15 protein-coding genes and 2 tRNA genes are annotated in these 18,509 nt (G+C 55.4%); 5 read left to right on the forward strand and 12 right to left on the reverse strand.

Going from position 1 to position 18,509, the window contains the following annotated elements; genetic code table 11:
• Position 1: 1 nt before the first annotated feature.
• Positions 2-649 carry a leucyl/phenylalanyl-tRNA--protein transferase gene (gene aat / locus ACQKLP_RS06535; RefSeq protein WP_427321204.1) on the reverse strand — a complete coding sequence of 216 codons (648 nt, stop codon included), beginning with the start codon at positions 647-649 and terminating at the stop codon, positions 2-4.
• Complete coding sequence (locus ACQKLP_RS06540; protein ID WP_341843242.1) at positions 650-955, reverse strand: ATP-dependent Clp protease adaptor ClpS; 306 nt, start codon at positions 953-955, stop codon at positions 650-652.
• A 133-nt stretch (positions 956-1,088) separates the two neighbouring features.
• Here ACQKLP_RS06540 and ACQKLP_RS06545 point away from each other — a divergent pair, with 133 nt between their 5' ends.
• On the forward strand, positions 1,089-3,257 hold the full coding sequence (locus ACQKLP_RS06545; protein WP_427321207.1) for a cation:proton antiporter: 2,169 nt from the start codon (positions 1,089-1,091) through the stop codon (positions 3,255-3,257).
• Positions 3,258-3,334: 77 nt separating this feature from the next.
• On the opposite strand, the gene ACQKLP_RS06550 is transcribed toward ACQKLP_RS06545, so the two are convergent.
• From ACQKLP_RS06550 to ACQKLP_RS06560, 3 genes are all read right to left on the reverse strand, one after another.
• Positions 3,335-6,367, reverse strand: coding sequence for a M60 family metallopeptidase (locus ACQKLP_RS06550; protein WP_427321209.1), 3,033 nt, complete (start codon positions 6,365-6,367; stop codon positions 3,335-3,337).
• Between the two features lie 220 nt (positions 6,368-6,587).
• Entirely contained in the window at positions 6,588-6,929 is a 342-nt protein-coding gene (locus tag ACQKLP_RS06555) for a DHCW motif cupin fold protein (RefSeq protein WP_427321211.1), read from the reverse strand.
• Between the two features lie 422 nt (positions 6,930-7,351).
• Positions 7,352-7,426: transfer RNA gene (locus tag ACQKLP_RS06560), tRNA-Val, on the reverse strand.
• A gap of 436 nt (positions 7,427-7,862) precedes the next feature.
• Here ACQKLP_RS06560 and ACQKLP_RS06565 point away from each other — a divergent pair.
• Positions 7,863-8,579 (forward strand): HmuY family protein, encoded by a 717-nt coding sequence (locus ACQKLP_RS06565; protein ID WP_427321213.1) that lies wholly within the window; start codon positions 7,863-7,865, stop codon positions 8,577-8,579.
• Between the two features lie 69 nt (positions 8,580-8,648).
• Here the strand turns inward: ACQKLP_RS06565 and ACQKLP_RS06570 are convergent, their stop codons facing one another.
• The 3 genes from ACQKLP_RS06570 to mtaB form a co-directional block, all read right to left on the reverse strand.
• Complete coding sequence (locus tag ACQKLP_RS06570; RefSeq protein WP_427321215.1) at positions 8,649-9,707, reverse strand: hypothetical protein; 1,059 nt, start codon at positions 9,705-9,707, stop codon at positions 8,649-8,651.
• 161 nt (positions 9,708-9,868) lie between these two features.
• Positions 9,869-9,943 (reverse strand) — tRNA-Val (locus ACQKLP_RS06575).
• A gap of 81 nt (positions 9,944-10,024) precedes the next feature.
• Positions 10,025-11,305, reverse strand: coding sequence for a tRNA (N(6)-L-threonylcarbamoyladenosine(37)-C(2))-methylthiotransferase MtaB (mtaB, locus tag ACQKLP_RS06580; protein WP_427321217.1), 1,281 nt, complete (start codon positions 11,303-11,305; stop codon positions 10,025-10,027).
• A gap of 115 nt (positions 11,306-11,420) precedes the next feature.
• On the opposite strand from mtaB, the gene ACQKLP_RS06585 reads away from it, so the two are divergent.
• Both ACQKLP_RS06585 and priA read left to right on the forward strand, forming a co-directional pair.
• Entirely contained in the window at positions 11,421-12,185 is a 765-nt protein-coding gene (locus ACQKLP_RS06585) for a lysophospholipid acyltransferase family protein (protein ID WP_427321219.1), read from the forward strand.
• Positions 12,182-14,626, forward strand: coding sequence for a replication restart helicase PriA (gene priA / locus ACQKLP_RS06590; RefSeq protein ID WP_427321221.1), 2,445 nt, complete (start codon positions 12,182-12,184; stop codon positions 14,624-14,626). The genes ACQKLP_RS06585 and priA overlap by 4 nt, the downstream gene beginning before the upstream one ends.
• Here the strand turns inward: priA and ACQKLP_RS06595 are convergent.
• The gene (locus tag ACQKLP_RS06595; RefSeq protein ID WP_427321223.1) at positions 14,623-15,267 is read right to left on the reverse strand and encodes an NAD(P)H-binding protein; all 645 of its coding nucleotides are present in this window, start codon (positions 15,265-15,267) and stop codon (positions 14,623-14,625) included. The two genes, priA and ACQKLP_RS06595, sit on opposite strands and share 4 nt — an antisense overlap.
• Positions 15,268-15,324: 57 nt before the next feature.
• Here ACQKLP_RS06595 and murB point away from each other — a divergent pair, with 57 nt between their 5' ends.
• Complete coding sequence (gene murB / locus ACQKLP_RS06600; protein WP_427321225.1) at positions 15,325-16,341, forward strand: UDP-N-acetylmuramate dehydrogenase; 1,017 nt, start codon at positions 15,325-15,327, stop codon at positions 16,339-16,341.
• Here the strand turns inward: murB and ACQKLP_RS06605 are convergent.
• The 3 genes from ACQKLP_RS06605 to ACQKLP_RS06615 are packed head-to-tail and all read right to left on the reverse strand — an operon-like array spanning position 16,338 to position 18,473.
• Complete coding sequence (locus tag ACQKLP_RS06605; RefSeq protein ID WP_427321227.1) at positions 16,338-17,306, reverse strand: YpdA family putative bacillithiol disulfide reductase; 969 nt, start codon at positions 17,304-17,306, stop codon at positions 16,338-16,340. The two genes, murB and ACQKLP_RS06605, sit on opposite strands and share 4 nt — an antisense overlap.
• A gap of 3 nt (positions 17,307-17,309) precedes the next feature.
• Positions 17,310-17,987 (reverse strand): type 1 glutamine amidotransferase, encoded by a 678-nt coding sequence (locus tag ACQKLP_RS06610; protein ID WP_427321229.1) that lies wholly within the window; start codon positions 17,985-17,987, stop codon positions 17,310-17,312.
• 6 nt (positions 17,988-17,993) lie between these two features.
• Complete coding sequence (locus ACQKLP_RS06615) at positions 17,994-18,473, reverse strand: GNAT family N-acetyltransferase (RefSeq protein ID WP_427321231.1); 480 nt, start codon at positions 18,471-18,473, stop codon at positions 17,994-17,996.
• Between the last annotated feature and the right edge of the window lie 36 nt (positions 18,474-18,509).

Below are 18,509 nucleotides of genomic sequence, written 5' to 3' on the forward strand. Positions count from 1 at the left end.
ATTAATCGAGGTTGCGCTGTACCGTGTCCAGGAAAGTGACGCGGCTCACGAACCTTGCGCCCAGGGAGGCGAGGTGATGGGTATGTACCTGGCAGTCGATAATGGCGAGCCGGGCGGCATGGTCTTGCACGAAAGTGATGAACGCAGCCTTGGAAGCGTTGCTCACGGCGGCGAACATGCTTTCGCCGAAGAAGCAGCGGCCTATCTTCACACCATATAACCCACCCACGAGCTCGTCGTTTTGCCAGCATTCCACGCTCATGGCGTAGCCCTGTTTGTGGAGGGAAGTATAGGCGCGGAGCATATCCCGCGTGATCCAGGTGCCATCCTGCCCTTCGCGGGGAGCGGTGCGGCAGCGGTCTACCACGGTTTCGAAGCATTCGTTATAGCTGATCCGGAAAGTCCCTTTTTTGAGGACCTGCTTCATGCTGTGGGAAATATTCAGTTCTGAAGGATAGAGGACGAACCGGGGATCGGGGCTCCACCAGAGGATGGGCTTACGGTTGTACCAGGGAAAAATACCGGAACGGTAAGCCAGCAGGAGCCGCTCCGGGCTGAGATCTCCGCCGATGGCGAGCAGTCCGTCGGGTTCCGACATGGATACCGGCGGGAAATACAGTTCGTTTTCGGGGAGATGGAAAAGGGGCATTTATGAAGCAACTGTTTCTTCGATGGTGGCGCTGATGCCGCGGTCGAGCAGGGCTTCGAGCATGGGCTTCAGGTCGGTCAATGAACCGTTTTTAACGGCGTATTTGCCGTTGAAGTGAATGATGAGCGCGCATTGTTCGGCCTGTTCTTCGGTATGGCCGCACACTTCCATCAGGGACTGGATCACCCAGTCGAAGGTGTTCACTTCATCATTCCATACTATCAGGCTAAATGGGAATTGTTCCGCCGTTTCCACCAGCACATCCTCCGCTTCCTGAACGGATACGCCTGTTCCCGTGTAATGCATGTTCGGTTCTATGTTTCTGCAAAGTTACATTTTTTTGCGATCGTCCGGGAGTTTACGGGAATGGTCGTAAATTAACGGCCATGAAACTGCGGTTGCGGAGTTTCTGGACTATTTGAACGTAAATGGATTATTGATGAAAGGATTGGTTTTTCTCTTGAATATCAGCTTGCCCCTCAAAGACCCGGTTCCGATTTTCAGCCTGGTGTTGTTTATCATCCTGCTCGCGCCGATCATCCTGCGCAAATTCCGCATTCCGAGCATCATCGGCCTGATACTGGCGGGCATGGCGATAGGGGACCACGGGTTCAGGATCATCGAGCAGGGCAGCATCAAGCTGTTCGGGAACGCAGGGCTGTTGTACATCATGTTCCTGGCCGGCCTGGAGCTGGATATGACGGAGTTCCGCAAGAACCGGCACCGCAGTGTCGTGTTCGGGGCCTTTACTTTTTTCATACCGCTTATGCTGGGCTATGTGCTGTGTACCTACGTACTGCATTTTAACCTCATGGCCACGCTGCTCATCTCCAGCATGTTCGCCACCCATACCCTCGTGGCGTACCCGCTGGCCAGCCGGCTTGGCATCAACAAAAACGAAGCCGTGACCGTAGCCGTAGGCGGCACCATCATCACCGATACGGCCGTGCTGCTCATCCTGGCCGTTATCACCGGCGCGCAAACCGGTAACCTCGACACCGCTTTCTGGCTGCGGCTGGGCATTTCCTTCACTATATTTTCCGTGGTGGTGATGTGGGGCTTCCCGATGATAGGACGGTGGTTTTTCAAGAAGATAAAAGACGACAAGACGTCGCACTTCATATTCGTGCTGGCGCTGGTGTTCCTGGCCGCGTTCCTCGCCGAGTTGGCGGGCGTGGAAGGGATCATCGGGGCGTTCCTGGCGGGGTTGGCGCTCAACCAGCTCATTCCCCACACGTCTCCGCTCATGAACCGCGTGGAGTTCGTGGGCAATGCCATCTTCATTCCCTTTTTCCTGATCTCGGTGGGGATGATCGTAGACCTGAAAGTATTGCTGAAAGGCCCCGAAGCCCTCATCATCGCGGGCTCGCTGACGGCCATGGCGCTCCTCAGCAAGTGGCTCGCCGCTTTCTTCACACAGCTCGTTTTCGGATATACGCCCACCCAGCGCAACGTGATCTTCGGCCTCAGCAGCGCCCACGCCGCCGCCACCATCGCGGTAGTGCTGATCGGGTATAATATGGGCATCATCAACGAAAATGTACTCAACGGCACGGTAGTGCTCATCCTCGTAACGTGCATGGTCAGCTCCTTCGTGACGGAAAACGCCGGCCGCAGGCTGGCGCTCGTGGAGGCCGACCGCAAGCCAGAGATCACCGGCGGACCGGAACGCTTCCTCATCCCCATCGCCCAGCCCGAGCGCATGGAGCCCCTGCTGGATTTTGCACTCATGGTCAAGCAACCCGGAAACCCCGCGCCCGTGTACCCCCTCGTGGTGGTGCAAGACGATGAAGAAGCCCGCGAAAAAATCCACCTCAGCAACAAAACCATGGAGAAAGCCGTGATCCACGCCGCCGCGTCAGAAAGCAATCTGCAGGTAGTGACACGGGTAGACCTTAACGTGACCGACGGCATCTCCCGCGCCGTGAAAGAACTGCTCATCTCCGACGTGATCCTCGCCTGGAGCGAAAAAAACAGCGCTACCGACCGCATCTTCGGTACCATCTTCGGCTCCACCACCGATAACGTGCTGCAAAGCGTCTGGGAAACCGTCTGGATCTGCGATTTCCATTCGCCCATCAATACCACCAAAAAGCTCGTCCTCATTTTGCCGCGCAACACGGAATACGAACTGGGCTTTCTGCATTACATGGAAAAGATCGTGCTGCTGGCCAAACAAGCCGGGGCGCGCATCCTGGCGTATTGTGGAAAAGGAACCCAGGGCGCGGTGGAGAAATACATCGCAGAGGCGAAAGTGAGCGTGGAAATCACTTTCCGCACGCTGGAAAACCCGGAAGATTTTCTCGTGATCGCCCGCAGCGTGTCGGCAGACGATATGATCGTGGTAGTTTCCGCACGGAGGGGCACCATTTCCTTCCAGCCTTACCTGGAAGGCATCCCCGCCAAAATGGTCCGCCACTTCCGCGAAAACAATATTATCCTCATCTATCCCGAACAGCGCACCGCCGAAAACAGCGAGCCCGGTATGCAGGACGAAGATATTTCGCTCATGCCCATCCAGGAACAGTTGCGTAACATCCATAAACTGGGGCGCGCCATGAAGAAAATCTTCAAAGGCCCCAATGGGAAAAAGGATCCTGAAGCATAACATTCACATGAAAGGGATAAAAACGAAAAGGCCGTCTCATGGAGAGACGGCCTTTTTGTTTACAATCGGAAAAACGATTATTGCTTGATGATTTTTTTAGTGATAACGCCGTGTTTGCTGAGGACTTGCAGGAAGTACATACCCGGCGGCATCCGGGACATGTCCATCTGAACGGTTTCTCCGCCAAAGGCTCTCCTGGTGTGCATCAGCGTACCGGTGATGTCGGTCATGCGCAGGTCCAGGGCTCTTTTTCCCTCGCCGTTCAGCGTAATGTTCACGAACGAACTGGTGGGGTTGGGATACACCTTGATGTTGGCGTGCTCGCCATTGGCTTCCGGGATGCCGGTCACCACCTGGTTAGGAAGCGTGGCGGGATAGACGAGCTTCTTCTCGCCGTTATACCCGATCGCAAACACCGCCGTCGCCGTATCGGGGAACAGTACTTTGGTGAAACTGTTGTCGCTGCTGCCGGTCCCGAAGATGGCCACATCCACCAGCGTATCGTTTTTGTAGGTTTCGAATGCCACGGCGTGTTGCCACTGCGATGCGTCTACGGTGATCGTGTTGTTGCTTAAAGTAGCGCCCACGCCCGAAGTGCCCGACACTGTCTGCAGGTTTTTGAAAGTATTGACGCTGTTGGCAGACAGGTAGTGGATGACGGGAGATACCGGTGCTGGGTAGTTTTTAGCCTTGATAGCGTTGATCGTGTTGGTGACGTCCTGTTGGGTGATAGTGATCCGGGCGGGCGAGTAATCGTCTACGATTTCGTCGATAGGTGCCAGCAGGCCGGATTTCACGAAGAAGTCGGAAAGGTCTTCCTTCACCACGTCACAAACGTTCTTCACGCAATTCAGGATGAAGTCTTTGTTCGTGAGGCCCGCCTCATTGGTGGTGCGCACTTTTTCCAGCATGTCGCCGAGCCAGAACGCCACGTCGGGTTGATTGCCGCCGGGAGCGGGCGTGCCCGTCAACCGTTGTTGCAAAGTAGGCAGGTTTTTGCTCGCGCCGGCAGACTGGTAATACAATTCCAGCTGCCAGAAAAGTACCAGCCGCTTGAACACGTCGGGGTTCGACATGATCGCCCGCTTTTTCACCAAACTATGCAGGATGGCGCCGTTGATGCGGCCACCGGCGATATCCGGGCGGACATCGTCCGGAGAAACCGGTTCATCGTCCAGCCTCGACCGGCCGGGGTACGACGTGCCCATCGTATAATCCACCCAAACGGAATACAGGTTGTTGGTCACTTCGGTGGTGCCGGTCCACACGAATCCCGGGCGTACCTGGTTCACGTGGCCGAACTCGTGCGCGATGCCCCAGGGAGACACCTTCACGCCTTCCGCGTTCGCGAGGCCGGGCTCGCCCCAGGTGAGGTCGAAATGCGCGCCCCATCCGCCGGCGTACCATCCGCCGCTGTAGGCCGACCAGGCGAACATATGGTTTTTCGGCACCCGGTTGTATTTGTATAAGCCCATGAGAATGTACTCGGTGTTGACGATCGAGTCATATACCCCGATGAGCGCATGCCCGGATTGCGGAGAATTGCCCAGCAGCGCGGCTTTGTGATAGTTGAGGTTCACGAACCGGCCTTTGATGTCCAGCGTAGGATAGATCTGGTTGGTCAGATAGCCGAACCAGTCCGTATCGGAATCGGTTTTCGGATCGTAATACCCGTTCACACGGCCGGTTGCGATGTGGATTTTGATATCCGGCTTCGTGGAATCGTTGTTGTAGTAATTAATGTATCCAAGCCCGTCTGCCGTGATATCGATCACGTTCAGGCCTTCAGACAGCACGTAGCTCCGGTCTGTGATGGAAGCGGAACCGAAGTCGGTCACCCGCAGGGAAGGTGTAACGCCGTTGGTGGCGCCAACGAACAGCACCGCTTTCGTGTTTGCCTTGAACGCGATGCCCGTGGGGTTTTCGAAAGAATTATAGGTGGATGTTTTCAGCGAAGCGGCGGTGGTGCCCACCAGCGGATACACTTTGTAGGATTGATACCTGAACTTCCGCTGGTACGTGTGGTTGTAGAGGCATTGCGCCAGTGTTTTGAAGAACGGCATGGAAACCGTATCGATCTGTGCCTGCGTTACGCCGGGTTTCAGCACGGAGTACAGGCTGTCGAACATATTATTGTACACGCTGGCGGATGCGGGATTCTTCTTAAAGAACTCCATTTCCGCGCAACTGGCGAAATTGCTTTGTCCGCTCAACACCTTCACGATCACGGCACGCACGTTGACCAGCGGTGTGGCCAGCTCGATGCGGCTGGGCGTGCCGCTGAAATTCAGGCTGGCGTCTTTCGCTTTGACGGGCGTTCCGTTCGGGGTGGTTTTGTACCATATTTCGATGTTCCCGAAATGCCCGTTGCCGCTGCCGTCTTGCCGTGGCGTGTATACGATGTAGTTGATTTGGTTGTTTCCCTGGAAATTGTAGGTCATTTCGATGGGGAACCCGCCGCCGGCCCAGGACGAGTGGTAGAACGTGCTCTTGTTGTTGTCGATGGTTTTATCGATCCCTTCACCGGCGCTGTTAGCGGCCGGCGAAACGGATGCGTTCTGGACGGTAACTTTCGTGTCCAGCAGGCCCGTGAGCCCGTCGCCCGGGTTGGCGCAGTCGATAGGTACTACCTGTGCGGCCGAAGACCAGAACTTCATTTCCGCGCAACTGGAAAAGTTCCCGGTGGCCTGGGTGACCACGAAGCGCACGTAGGCGGGCGTGTCCAGTCCGTTTCCGGGGAGATTGATGACTTTCACGGTGTTGTCGTTCGCCCAGGTGAGGTCTGCGGCTTTGACGAAAGCCGTATTGGCTTTCCGGGAATACAGTTCCACTTTTTGCCAGACGCCGTTGAGGCCGCTGGGCCGGGGGTAGTATTCGATCTTGTTGATGTTGCTGACGCCGTTAAAGAAAAAGTCCACCGTGTCGGGGATGGCGTTGATGCTCCAGCTGGAATGATAGATGGTGGAAACGTCTCCGTCGAAACATTTGCTGAGTTCCGTTCCTGGCTGAGCGGGCCTTGGGGACGTTGCGAAAATGGGGGAGACCTGGAACTGTGCAGACGCGGCGCTGCATAGCCCTATCCCGAAGAGTAGCGTAGATATGTATTTCATAACTAAATGGTTAAGCACATTTGATACAAACAATTGCCGCTACGCAGCGTATCGGCTGCAGCGTGGGATTTCGGTTTACTGATGACGATCCGGGAAAGTTCCTGAGGGTTTGGTTTATCTTATCACACATTAGATTTTGATACGGTCGGGTCTCTTCAGGAGTATTTTCTACTTCAATATAGCATCTTTTTTTGAAATCTGTTGATCTGGATAGAAAAAGTCAACTTCCCGCGAGGAAATCCCCGTCGACGATGAGGAGGGTAACGCCGCTTTCGGTGCGGGAGCGGTGGATGCTGGCGTCGTCGGAAACGATGAAGGTCATTCCCTGGGTGACCGTGTGCGTGGCACCGTCTTTCAGCTCGCTGTCGAAGCTGCCCTGCAGGCAATGGACGATGTGGCCTTTGGCGCACCAATGGTCTGCCAGGTAGCCGGGGCTGTAGGTGACGATGCGGACCCGCAGCCCGGGGCACTGCAACGTCTGCCAATGCGCAACGCCCGTTTCGCCGGGGTGCGTGGAAGGGAGGATGTCTTGCCAGTTGACGACAGTGAATGGAATGCCCATGGGTATGTTTTTGGGATGGATAAATTTACGGATTCCCCGTGAGCGCAAGCATCGTTTTCCGCCGATTTGACGAATGCGAAGTTCGAATGTTATAAAATGGGAGCAGGTATCGTGGGGAAACCGCATCTTTCCAAACGGTATTTCGCTATCAATTTTCAAGATATAACGATGCATCAAATAATGCATATCCTGTCAAGGCCGGAATTTTCGGGTGTTCATGAAACGTGGGGAAACCGCATCTATCCAAACGGTCTTCCGTATTCAATTTTCAAGATATAACGATGCATCAAATAATGCATATCCTGTCAAGGATGGAATTTTCTGGTATTCGTGAATCCGTATGGGTAAGTTGATAAGAAAGAGTGGAGATGGTTATAAAAGACAAACGGCAAAGAAGATGTACTTCTTTGCCGTTTGTTGTGTGGGAGCTGGCGGATTCGAACCGTCGACCCTCTGCTTGTAAGGCAGATGCTCTGAACCAGCTGAGCTAAGCTCCCTTTTTGTTTCCCCGTTTCGTGAACGCTTGTCGTTCGATGGGAGTGCAAATATATAGACAAATATTTCAAAAACAATCAGCTGCGCAGAAATTTTTTTTATTCCATTTTCGGAGGATGAGGAAAGCCACTACAGCAGCGGACTTTATCGAATCCGTTCGTTCCAGTGTTATTCACGGCCTTGCGTTTCCATCCGGAAAAACCGCGTCGAAAAATAGCTGGAATTATATGAAATAAGCGTACGCAATTTCGTCGAATAATATCGCCACAAGAAAATACCTGATTAAAATAATGCTGTTCATCAAGCGGACGAATATATCGCATGGTTTTATGTCCCCCGGCTATCCTGCGTTCCAGCGTATTTCCGGGAATGGTTGCCATTTCTCCGTTAATGGTATCGGCAATGCTGCAACTTGCAGGTCCAAACATTACCAAACACATGAGACATTCCTACAAATGGGCCGCCGGTGCCTGCGCAGCGGCTGTGATCCTGGCAGCCTGCTCCAAAGACGATAAGGATGCAACGCCCGTTCCTGCGGGCAATTACAACAAACTGATCTCGGTAGCCAATTTCAACGGAGATACCACCACCAGCAAAACCACCATTTACTTCAGCCTGGAAAAGGAAAAGGCCGGCTCCCCGAAAAACCTGCAAAGCGGGGATTGGGACGTGGCATTCGGCGGCAACGCCAATTCCGCCGTTTCCGGTAATTACGGGGCCAATGAAGATGGGAATACTTCTGCTGGAAAAGGTGGCCCGGGCAAAGGGGGCGTGCTGATCATCGATAAACCCTTCGACCAGGTAACCCGCGTCCCCGACGGAGCCGTCTTCATTACCGCTTCAACCGGCGTAGGACTCGATACCGCGGGCTTCTTCGGCACCACCACCGGTTGGTGCGTGTACGATTTCTCCGGCACGCTGCGCGCCACCAAAGGCATCGGCGGCAACAGCGCTGCCACGCAGAAACACACCGTCTGGGCCCGGCCAGATCGTACGATCATCGTCCGCACCGCGAGCGGCAACTACGCCAAATTGAAAATCACGAGCATGTACAAAGATGCGCCCGCAGAACCGGAAACCGCCACTGCGCGCCCGTTCTTCCACTTCCAGTACGTACTGGCAGCGCCGGGCTCGAAAGATTTTACCATCAGGTAGCCTCCTTCATTTTTTATATATTCTGCTAAAAACGACAAGTACGAGAACGTCCCGCTCGCGGGACGTTTTTTATGGAAGTTTGGTCAGCGCCCCGGAATTCCTCAGCAGGAAAACGTACTGGAAATAATCCGTCGTAACCGCGCCATCGGCGGGCATGAAGTTTTCCCCGAACATCCGCGCCTTCACCTTCATCAGGTCCTGCGACTTTGCGTAGGGGGATTGCGCCCCGCCGAGCCTGAAAAGCGTGATGGAATGGGGTTGGGTGAGCGCTTTTAGGTCCTGGATACCTTTCACCAGCATCAACGGGCCGTCGGCATTTACCCAGTCTACTTTTTCGTCGGCAGGCGTGGGGAATTGCGGGTTTTTGGGAAGGTACATGTCGCTGTCGAGTGTATAGCTGACGAAGCTCGTAGTCCGGATTCCTGCTGCTTTCAGCTTTTCGGCGAACGGATGCTTGTCCGGCGCGATGGTATTTTGCAGCACATGGAAGAAACCGAAGAAGCCGTAGAATTTTTCGTTTTCCAGGTGATGTTCCGCCACGGCATGGGCAAAATTAAGCATCATGGCGGAGTCTCTTGTGATCGTGGCGTCTTTGTCGTCGAACCCTTTATCGATCCCGATGACGGTGATCTTTAATGAATCGGGCTGTTGCATGTTGTAATCGTGGATGGCCATCCATTTTTCGAACAGCTCGCGGCTGGATTGTTGCGGGATCCTTTTGCGGATATCGGAAACCGCTTCGTGGAGGACCGCTTCGTTCTTCGGATGGCTGCCGAGGAAAATATTGAATTTGTTCGCGGTGGTGCTGTCCATTTCCGCGAGGTAATATTTCACGCCGGCATTTTTATGGAGGAACAGCAGCATGGCTTTATCCAGCTGCTGATTGTCGGCATATCCGTGGATTTCTCCCATCAGGAAAACCTTCGAACCGTAAAACGCGCCGTCAAATAATGTTCCGTTGATGGAATCGCCTGCGGCGACATGCTGGTTCGTGAGATAGTCGATGTTATCGCTATCCTTGAACCCGATAAAAAGCTTGCTGTCGACGTAGAAATAAAGAAAAACGGCCGCGATGATACCGATGATGGAGATTAGAATGATCTTGATGATTTTTAGCAATTTCTTCATAAGCATTAATGTGATTTATTGTTGCCGATTTTCGGGTGGGGCTGCTGTTCTGCTCACCCGGAGGGGATGACAGTGGGTTGACAGTTGCGGATGCCGGAAAGGGCAGCATGGAATGGAATGGTCCGGGAATAGAAAAGCCCCGCAAATTGCGAGGCTTTCTGTGGGAGCTGGCGGATTCGAACCGTCGACCCTCTGCTTGTAAGGCAGATGCTCTGAACCAGCTGAGCTAAGCTCCCTTTTTTGTGAACGCTTTTCGTTCGTTGGGATTGCAAAGGTAGAATCTTTTTGAATTCCGCCAAATTTTTTTTCAGATTTTTTTAGCGAAGCGCCCAATCCACGATTTTATTGCTCCATTCTTCGCGGAAAGGCGTGGAAATTTTGATGTAGTTATCGGTATAGCCTTCCATCATCCCGTCTTTCCCATGCGATTCGAAAAGCACGGGGCGCGTTTGCCCGATGTGCTGTTCAGTGAAGTACGACATTTTCTTGTGGCTCAGGTTGCGCAGGGCTTTGTTGCGCTCCTGGCGAACGTTCACCGGCACCACGGGCGAAATGGTGAGGGCGTGGGTATTGTCGCGCTCGCTGTAGGTGAACACGTGGAGGTACGACACGTCGAGGCTATGGAGGAAATCGTAGGTTTCGAGGAAGTGGTCGTCGCTTTCGGAAGGGAAGCCCACGATCACGTCTACACCGATCGCGCAATGCGGCATTTTTTCCTTGATCCGTGCTACTTTTTCGGCATACAGCTCGCGGCGGTAGCGGCGGCGCATCAGGGCGAGGATATCGTTGCTGCCGCTTTGCAGGGGAACATGGAAGTGCGGCATGAATTTTTGGCTTTGCGCCACGAAATCGATGATCTCGCCGGTCAGCAAATTCGGTTCGATGCTCGAGATCCGGTACCGTTCGATGCCTTCCACGGCATCCAGCTGCTGGATGAGCTCGTAAAACGATTCTTCGCGCTTCTTGCCGCCTTCGAACCCTTTGCCGAAGTCGCCCAGGTTCACGCCGGTGAGCACGATCTCCTTCACGCCGCCGGCCGCCAGCTCGCGGGCGTTGTTCAGCACCCCGGCGATGGAGTCGCTGCGGCTGATGCCCCGCGCCATGGGGATGGTGCAGAAGGAGCAGGTATAATCGCAGCCGTCCTGCACCTTGAGGAAGGTACGGGTACGGTCGTTGATGGAATAGCTGGAATGGAAAGTGTTGACGTCCTCAATGTCGCAGGAGCAGACCTTGGCGCCATTGTCGCCCTTGGTGAGCTCGCGGATATGATCTGCGATATTGAACTTTTCGGCGGCGCCGAGCACGAGGTCTACCCCCGGGATTTCGGCGATTTCCTTCGGTTTGAGCTGGGCGTAGCAGCCGGTGATGACTACCATGCTGCCGGGCGCGCGGCGCTGGATGCGGCGCACGATCTGCCGGCACTCCTTGTCGGCATTGTCTGTCACGGAACAGGTGTTGATCACGTACACGTCTGCCGTGTCGTCAAATTCCTTCCGCACAAAGCCGTCCTTTTCCATCATCCGCCCGATGGTGGAGGTTTCGGAAAAGTTCAGCTTGCAGCCGAGCGTGTGAAATGCTACTGATTTTTGACCTGTCATAAGGATGGCAAAGGTACGATTTCCGGGCGTTTTTCCGTCCATTGATATGTCAAAATCCCGATATGTGTTCCCTGCCCTTGAAAAGCTGCGCCGGATGCACTAACTTGCCGGTTTTATGCGCGTTATTTCGAAAGTTCTCAAGGGCGTCTATGTCGTTTACGCCGGGGTGATCTGGCTGGCGATCATGCTCGTGATCCTGCTGCCCATCGTGGCCGTGTCTTTCCTGGGAAAAGTGAAGGGCGGGAACCTTGTGTTCTACTTCCTCCGTTTCTGGGCCCATGTCTGGTTCCCCGCCGTGGGCATATTCGTTACCCGCAGATGGCATTCCCCCCGCACCAAGGAGCCCTGCATCTACCTGGCCAACCACGCCAGTTACCTCGATGCCGCCCTCGCCGTGAAGGTAATGCCCCTCCCGTTCCGGCCCCTCGGTAAAAGCGAGCTTTCCAAAGTACCCCTGTTCGGCATGATCTACAGCCGTTCCGTAGTACCGGTAGACCGCTCCAGCGCCCGCGGCCGGGTGCAGTCGGTGCGCGACATGATGTTCATGCTCCAGCACAAAGTGAGCCTCCTCATCTTCCCCGAAGGCACTACCAACAACTCTACCCAGCCCCTGCTGCCTTTCCACCAGGGCGCTTTCCGCATCGCGATAGAAACGCAGACCGACATCCGGCCCGTGGTGTACGTGGATTGCCGCGCCCGCCTGGAAGACCTGAACCCCATGAGCCTCAACCCCGGTAAATGCCGCGTGGTATTCATGGAACCGGTTTCCGTAAAAGGCCTCACCATCGAAGATGTTCCCAAGCTCCGCCAGCAGGTGTACGAAATGATGGACGCCGAACTGCGCAAATACAGGGTATATCCGGCGCTCCAGCCCGCATGAAATACGCCGACGTCATATTGCCCTTAGCCCTGCCGCGGAACTATACCTACGCCGTTCCGCCCGAAATGGAAACCTCCATCCAGCCAGGGTCCCGCGTGGCCGTGCAGCTCGGCAAGCAAAAAAGGTACGCCGGCATCGTGAAGCGCATCCACGACCTGCCGCCTTCCAATTACAAAACCAAGCCCATCCTCGACGTGCTCGACAAAGAGCCCGTGGTATACCCCACGCAGCTCGCCTTCTGGGAATGGATCGCGCAATATTACATGTGCAACGAAGGAGACGTGCTCAACGCCGCGCTCCCCGCTCACCTCAAACTTTCCAGCGAAACGGTGCTGCTGTACAACGACGCCTTCGGCGACGATTTCACGGCCCTTTCCGACCACGAATACCTCATCGCCGAGGCGCTCCAGATCCGCAAGGAACTGCGCATCGGCGAAGTGCAGCTCATCCTCGACCGCTCCGACGTCTATTCCCTCATCAAACAGCTCATCGAAAAACGGGTATGCTTCGTGTACGAAGAGCTGAAGGAATCCTACAAAGCGAAACTCGAGAATTATGTGCTCCTGAACCCCGCCCTCGAAAGCGATGAAGCCATGGCCCCCCTGTTCGACGAGCTGAGCCGCGCCCCCAAACAGCTGGAGCTCTTGCTGGCGTATCTCCACCTCGTCCGCACCCAGGGCGCCGTACTGCAAAGCGAACTGCTCAAAAAATCAGGCGCTTCCGCTGCCCAGCTCAAAGGCCTGGTCGACAAAGGCATCCTGCAGGTGGAAAAACGGCAGGTAGACCGCGTACCGCTCGGTAAAATGGAAACCCAGCTCGATTTCGACCTCAGTCCCGCCCAGGAAAAAGCCCTGGCCGAAATCCGGACGGGCTTCCAGGATAAACAGGTGGCCCTGCTGCACGGGGTTACGTCCAGCGGTAAGACCCAGATTTACGTCAAGCTCATCGAAGAAGCGCTGGCCAATGGGAAACAGGTGCTGTACCTGCTCCCGGAAATCGCGCTGACGGCCCAGATCATCCGGCGGTTGCAGAAGCACTTCGCCGGGCAGATCGGTATTTACCATTCCCGCTTCTCCAACAACGAGCGCGTGGAAATCTGGAACAAGGTAAAAAGCGGCGAGATCCGCATCGTGCTGGGCGCCCGGTCCAGCCTGCTGCTGCCTTTCCGCGACCTCGGCCTCATCATCCTCGACGAAGAGCACGACGCCTCCTTCAAGCAACACGAGCCCGCGCCGCGCTATCACGCCCGCGATGCGGCCATTTACTACGCCAGTCTTTTCAAGGCCAAAGTGCTGCTGGGCTCCGCCACGCCCGCGCTCGAAAGCTACTATAACGCCAAACAGGGCAAATACGCCCTGGTGGAGCTGGGCGAACGCTTCGGCGGCATCGATATGCCCGACATCGAGATCGTGGACATGAAAAAGGAGACCGCCCTGAAGGAAGTGGTGAACAACTTCTCGTCGGTACTCCGGAAGCAGATCACGCAATCGCTCGCAGACAAGAAACAGGTGATCCTTTTCCAGAACCGCCGCGGATACGCGCCGTTCCTGCTTTGCACCACCTGCGGATGGATCCCCAACTGCAAACAGTGCGACGTTTCCCTCACTTACCACAAACACCAGGACAAACTCAGCTGCCACTATTGCGGCACGCGTTATCCATATATTTACGTTTGCGGGGCTTGCGGCAGCCAGACCCTGTTCCCGAAGAACTTCGGTACCGAAAAGATCGAAGAAGACCTGCAGGCGCTGTTCCCGGAGGCGCGCATCGCACGGATGGACCTCGACGCCATCCGGAGCAAAGACAGTCATAACAAGATGATCCAGTCGCTGGAGCAGCGCGAGATCGACATTCTCGTGGGTACGCAGATGGTGGTGAAAGGGCTCGATTTCGAGAACGTGAACCTCGTCGGCATCCTCAGTGCAGACAGTTTGCTCAGCTATCCCGATTTCCGGGTGAACGAGCGCGCTTTCCAGCTCATGGAGCAGGTGAGCGGGCGCAGCGGCCGGCGCGACGGGAAGGGCAAGGTGATCATCCAGGCCAGCAATACGCGGCATCCGATCCTGCAGTTCGTGGTGGAGCATAACTACCGGAAAATGTACGAAAGCGAGATCGCGGAGCGGGAACAGTTCGGTTATCCGCCGTTTTACCGGCTCATGAAGATCACGCTTAAGCACAAGCAGCAGCAAACGGTGGAACAGGCCGCCATGGTGCTCGGCAACTGGCTGAAACCGCACCTGGGGCATCAGCTCGTGGGGCCGGCGGCGCCGCTGGTAAGCCGGGTGAGAGGGTTTTACCTGCAGGAAATGCTCATCAAATTACCGAAAGACAGCAAGAAGATCTCCCAGATCAAACAGCTGGCGAAAGAAATGTTTTTACAATTGACGATCGAGAAGCAGTTCCGGTCGGTCATCATTCTCCCGGATGTGGACTGTGTTTAGTATTGGTGGAAGAGGATGTAATGTACGCCAGGCGCTCCTTTTTCAGATAATTCCCGCATTTTAACGGCCACATCTTCCGCTTTCACAGGGCGGTATTTGCTCCATCTGCCGCGCAAAAGGAAGCCGAAAACCGGCATCACCCACAAGGCGACCTGTTCCCCGAAACGCATTTCCTTCCTGTTACCGACTAAAAAACTGGGTTGATAGATGAACATGGCCGGGAATTCGAGCGCCCGCAAAGCGGCTTCCGTACGGCCTTTGGTGCGGAGATAGAAGTTTTTGGAGGATGCCTGCGCGCCGATCGAGGAAACAAGGTGGAACTGGCGGATGCCGTTTTTCCGGGCGATGGCGCCGCAACGCACGGGGATCGCATAATCGACCGCGATGAAGGCTTCCTCGCTGCCGGCTTTTTTGATGGTAGTGCCGATGCAGCAGAACAATACATCGCCGTGGAGTACGGATTGAAGGGCGGCTTCGTCCGTGAAATCCACCACGATCTGTTCCAGCTTCCCGTCGCGGAAGGGGAGGGGCTTGCGGACGAGGGCTTTTACTTTCGCATAACCGCTGTTTTCCAGCAGGTCCTGCACCAGCAGCGCGCCTACGAGCCCCGTGGCCCCGATCACAATTGCTGTTCCCGGCATATGAATGTTGATTATATTTGTTCCGTTATTAAAGATAGGATATTTGAACACTTGCATATGAGGGTATCTGAAAATGTTTCGCTACGGCCTTACAATACATTTGGCATAGACGCCATTGCGCGGTATTTCGCATCTTTCCACTCGCGCGAGCAGCTGGAAACGCTTTTGCTTGACCCGAAATGGGCCACCATGCCCAGGATCATCCTCGGCGGCGGCAGCAACATCCTGCTCACGAAAGATTTCGACGGCATCGTGCTGAAGAACGAGATCAAAGGCATCCGATCCGTAAGGGAAGATGAACACCACGTGTACGTGCAGGCCGGCGCAGGCGAAAACTGGCACCAGTTTGTACAGGATTGCATTGCCAAAGGGCTCGGTGGACTGGAAAACCTGTCCCTCATCCCCGGCAACGTAGGCGCGAGCCCCATGCAGAACATCGGTGCGTATGGCGTAGAGATCAAGGATACGTTCGAACAGCTGGAAGCGTTCCATTTGCAGGACCGCGAGGTGCATGTGTTCAATAAGGAGGCCTGTGAATTCGGGTACCGCGAAAGCGTATTCAAGCACCGGTACAAAGAGCAGTTCGCCATCCTCCATGTCACGTACCGCCTTTCCAAACATCCCACATTTAATACCAGCTACGGCGCCATCGAACAGGAGCTGGAGCGCATGGGCGTGAAGGAATTATCCATCCGCGCCATCAGCCAGGCCGTCATCAATATCCGTTCCTCCAAGCTCCCCAATCCCGCGGAGATCGGCAACGCCGGCAGCTTCTTCAAAAACCCGGAAGTGACCGCCGAAACCTACGAATCCCTCCAGCTCGCGTTCCCCAACATCGTCGCGTACCCCTTGCCCAACGGGCATTTCAAACTGGCCGCAGGCTGGCTCATCGAACAGGCGGGCTGGAAAGGCTACCGCGACGGCGACGCCGGCGTGCATGAACGGCAGGCGCTGGTGCTCGTTAACTACGGCCGCGCGGAAGGCGAACAGATCGTGGAACTGTCCTGGAAAATCGTGGACAGCGTGAAAGAGAAGTTCGGCGTCGTGCTCGAAGGGGAAGTCAATATCGTTTAGTTTTTCGAAGCAATGTGGCGGATGATCTTGTCTGCATGTTCACGGGAATTCTCGATGAACCAGACATGCGTATTCATGCCCCCGCACACCACACCGGCCAGGTAAATGCCCGGCATATTCGTTTCCATCGTGTCTTCATTATAGACCGGCTCCCGCACGCCATCGGCCGAAAGTTGTATACCCACGTTTTCCAGGAAGGGAAAATCAGGCTGGTAGCCCGTTGCGGCGATCACGAAATCGTTGGGGATGGTAACGATGCCTTCCGGCGTGAGGATGTCTGCCTCCTGTTCGCGCACGCCCACGAGCGAAGAATGGAAAAACGCCTGGATACTGCCCTCTTTGATGCGGTTCTCGATGTCGGGCTTCACCCAGTATTTCACCCGTTTGCCGATCCCTTCCTCGCGGACCACCATCGTAACTTCGGCCCCTTTGCGGTAGGTTTCCAAAGCCGCGTCCACGGCGGAGTTGTTGGCGCCGATGACGATCACTTTCCGTGTGGCGTAATAGTGCGGGTCTTTGTAGTAATGCGTTACTTTGGGAAGGTCTTCCCCCGGAATGCGGAGCAGGTTGGGGATGTCGTAAAAACCGGTGGCGATAACGATGTTGTCTGCCCCGTACACGGCTTTATCGGTGATGACGGTGTAGCCTTTTTCAGCGGGTTTCACCGTTTCCACTTTTTCGAAGAGATGGATGTTGACGTTCTTGCTCACCGCCACGCGGCGGTAATATTCGAGGGCTTCCGGGCGGGTGGGTTTCGCGTTGTTGGACACGAAGGGGATGCCGCCGATCTCGAGCCTTTCGCTGGTTGAGAAAAAGGTCATGTTGATGGGGTACCGGTAGAGCGAATTGACGAGGCATCCCTTTTCGATCACCACATAGTCTATTCCCTGCTTTTGCGCCGCCAGCGCGCATGCGAGGCCGATGGGGCCGCCGCCTACGATGAGTAATGCTACCTTTTTTGCCATACGCTAATGTACGGCATTTTGCGCCAGCCTGTCCAGCAGGCGGAACAGCGTAGCTTTGGTTTCCCTGGCATGGGGAAGGCCGTCCCGCAGCACTTCCGCATGCTGCACCCAATCGCCGCCATGCAGTTCGTGGCCGCAGGCATCGATCATCCCTTCTACGGACACGTCCGTCACTTCCAGATGGAATTGCAGCCCCACGGCGTTTTGACCGAACTGGAAGGCCTGGTGCTTGGTCACGGGCGATTCCGCCAGCAGCTGTGCGCCTTCCGGCAGATCGAACGTATCTCCGTGCCAGTGGAACACTACCAGCGAAGCAGGTGCCCATTCGGCGTGGAAGGTTACCGGGAACCACCCGATCTCTTTTTCGCGGTTGGGATACACGGCGGCACCCAATGCTGCGGCGAGCAATTGCGATCCGAGGCATACGCCCAGCACGGGTTTGCCCGATTCCACGGCGTCACTGATAAAAGCGATTTCGTTACGGATCCAGGGGAACTCGTCGGTGTCGTATACGCCCATCGGTCCGCCCATCACTACCAGCATATCCACGTCAGACGCAGCCGGCAGCGGATCGTTGTCGTAAAAGCGGGTATACTCCAGGGTGTGGCCTTTACTTTCCGCCCATTCCGCGATGGCGGCGGGCCCTTCGAACGGTACATGCTGAAAAATGCGGATGCGCATAGGTTGTCAGAGTTGAAAATGATAGAATTTGGTATCTACGGGCAGGATGTACGGCCCGTCGGGGATCGCGCCCCGGCTCACCTGCACGAAGCCGTTCTTTTCGTAAAAGCGGTGCGCAGCATGGAGGATGTCGGCGGTGCCGAGATAGATGTCGCTGTAATCATGGCTGCGGGCCCACTCCTTCAATGTTTCCAGCAAACGGTCGGCCACACCGTGCCCGCGGCCACGGAAATCCTGGTGAACGAACATCTTGCGCAAAGCGCCCTTCCCTCCGCCGAGGTCCATCAGCGCGATGGTCCCGATCAGCCGGCCTTCATGCACCGCTATCCAGAAATTGCTGACGCCCTGCTGGTACACTTCCGGGATGATCGCCAGGTCGGGCTGCTGTTCGCGGGTTACGGGCAGGCCGAATTCCTGCTGCTGGATGTGGAGAATGAAATCGTAAATCTGGTCCGCATATTCGGACGAAAACGGCTGTACATGCATATGTTTCGAATGGGGGTTTTTCTTTTGACGGAAACA

The sequence above is a fragment of the Chitinophaga sp. NPDC101104 genome (genome assembly GCF_050277495.1).
In the GTDB taxonomy this organism is placed as follows: Bacteria; Bacteroidota; Bacteroidia; order Chitinophagales; family Chitinophagaceae; genus Chitinophaga.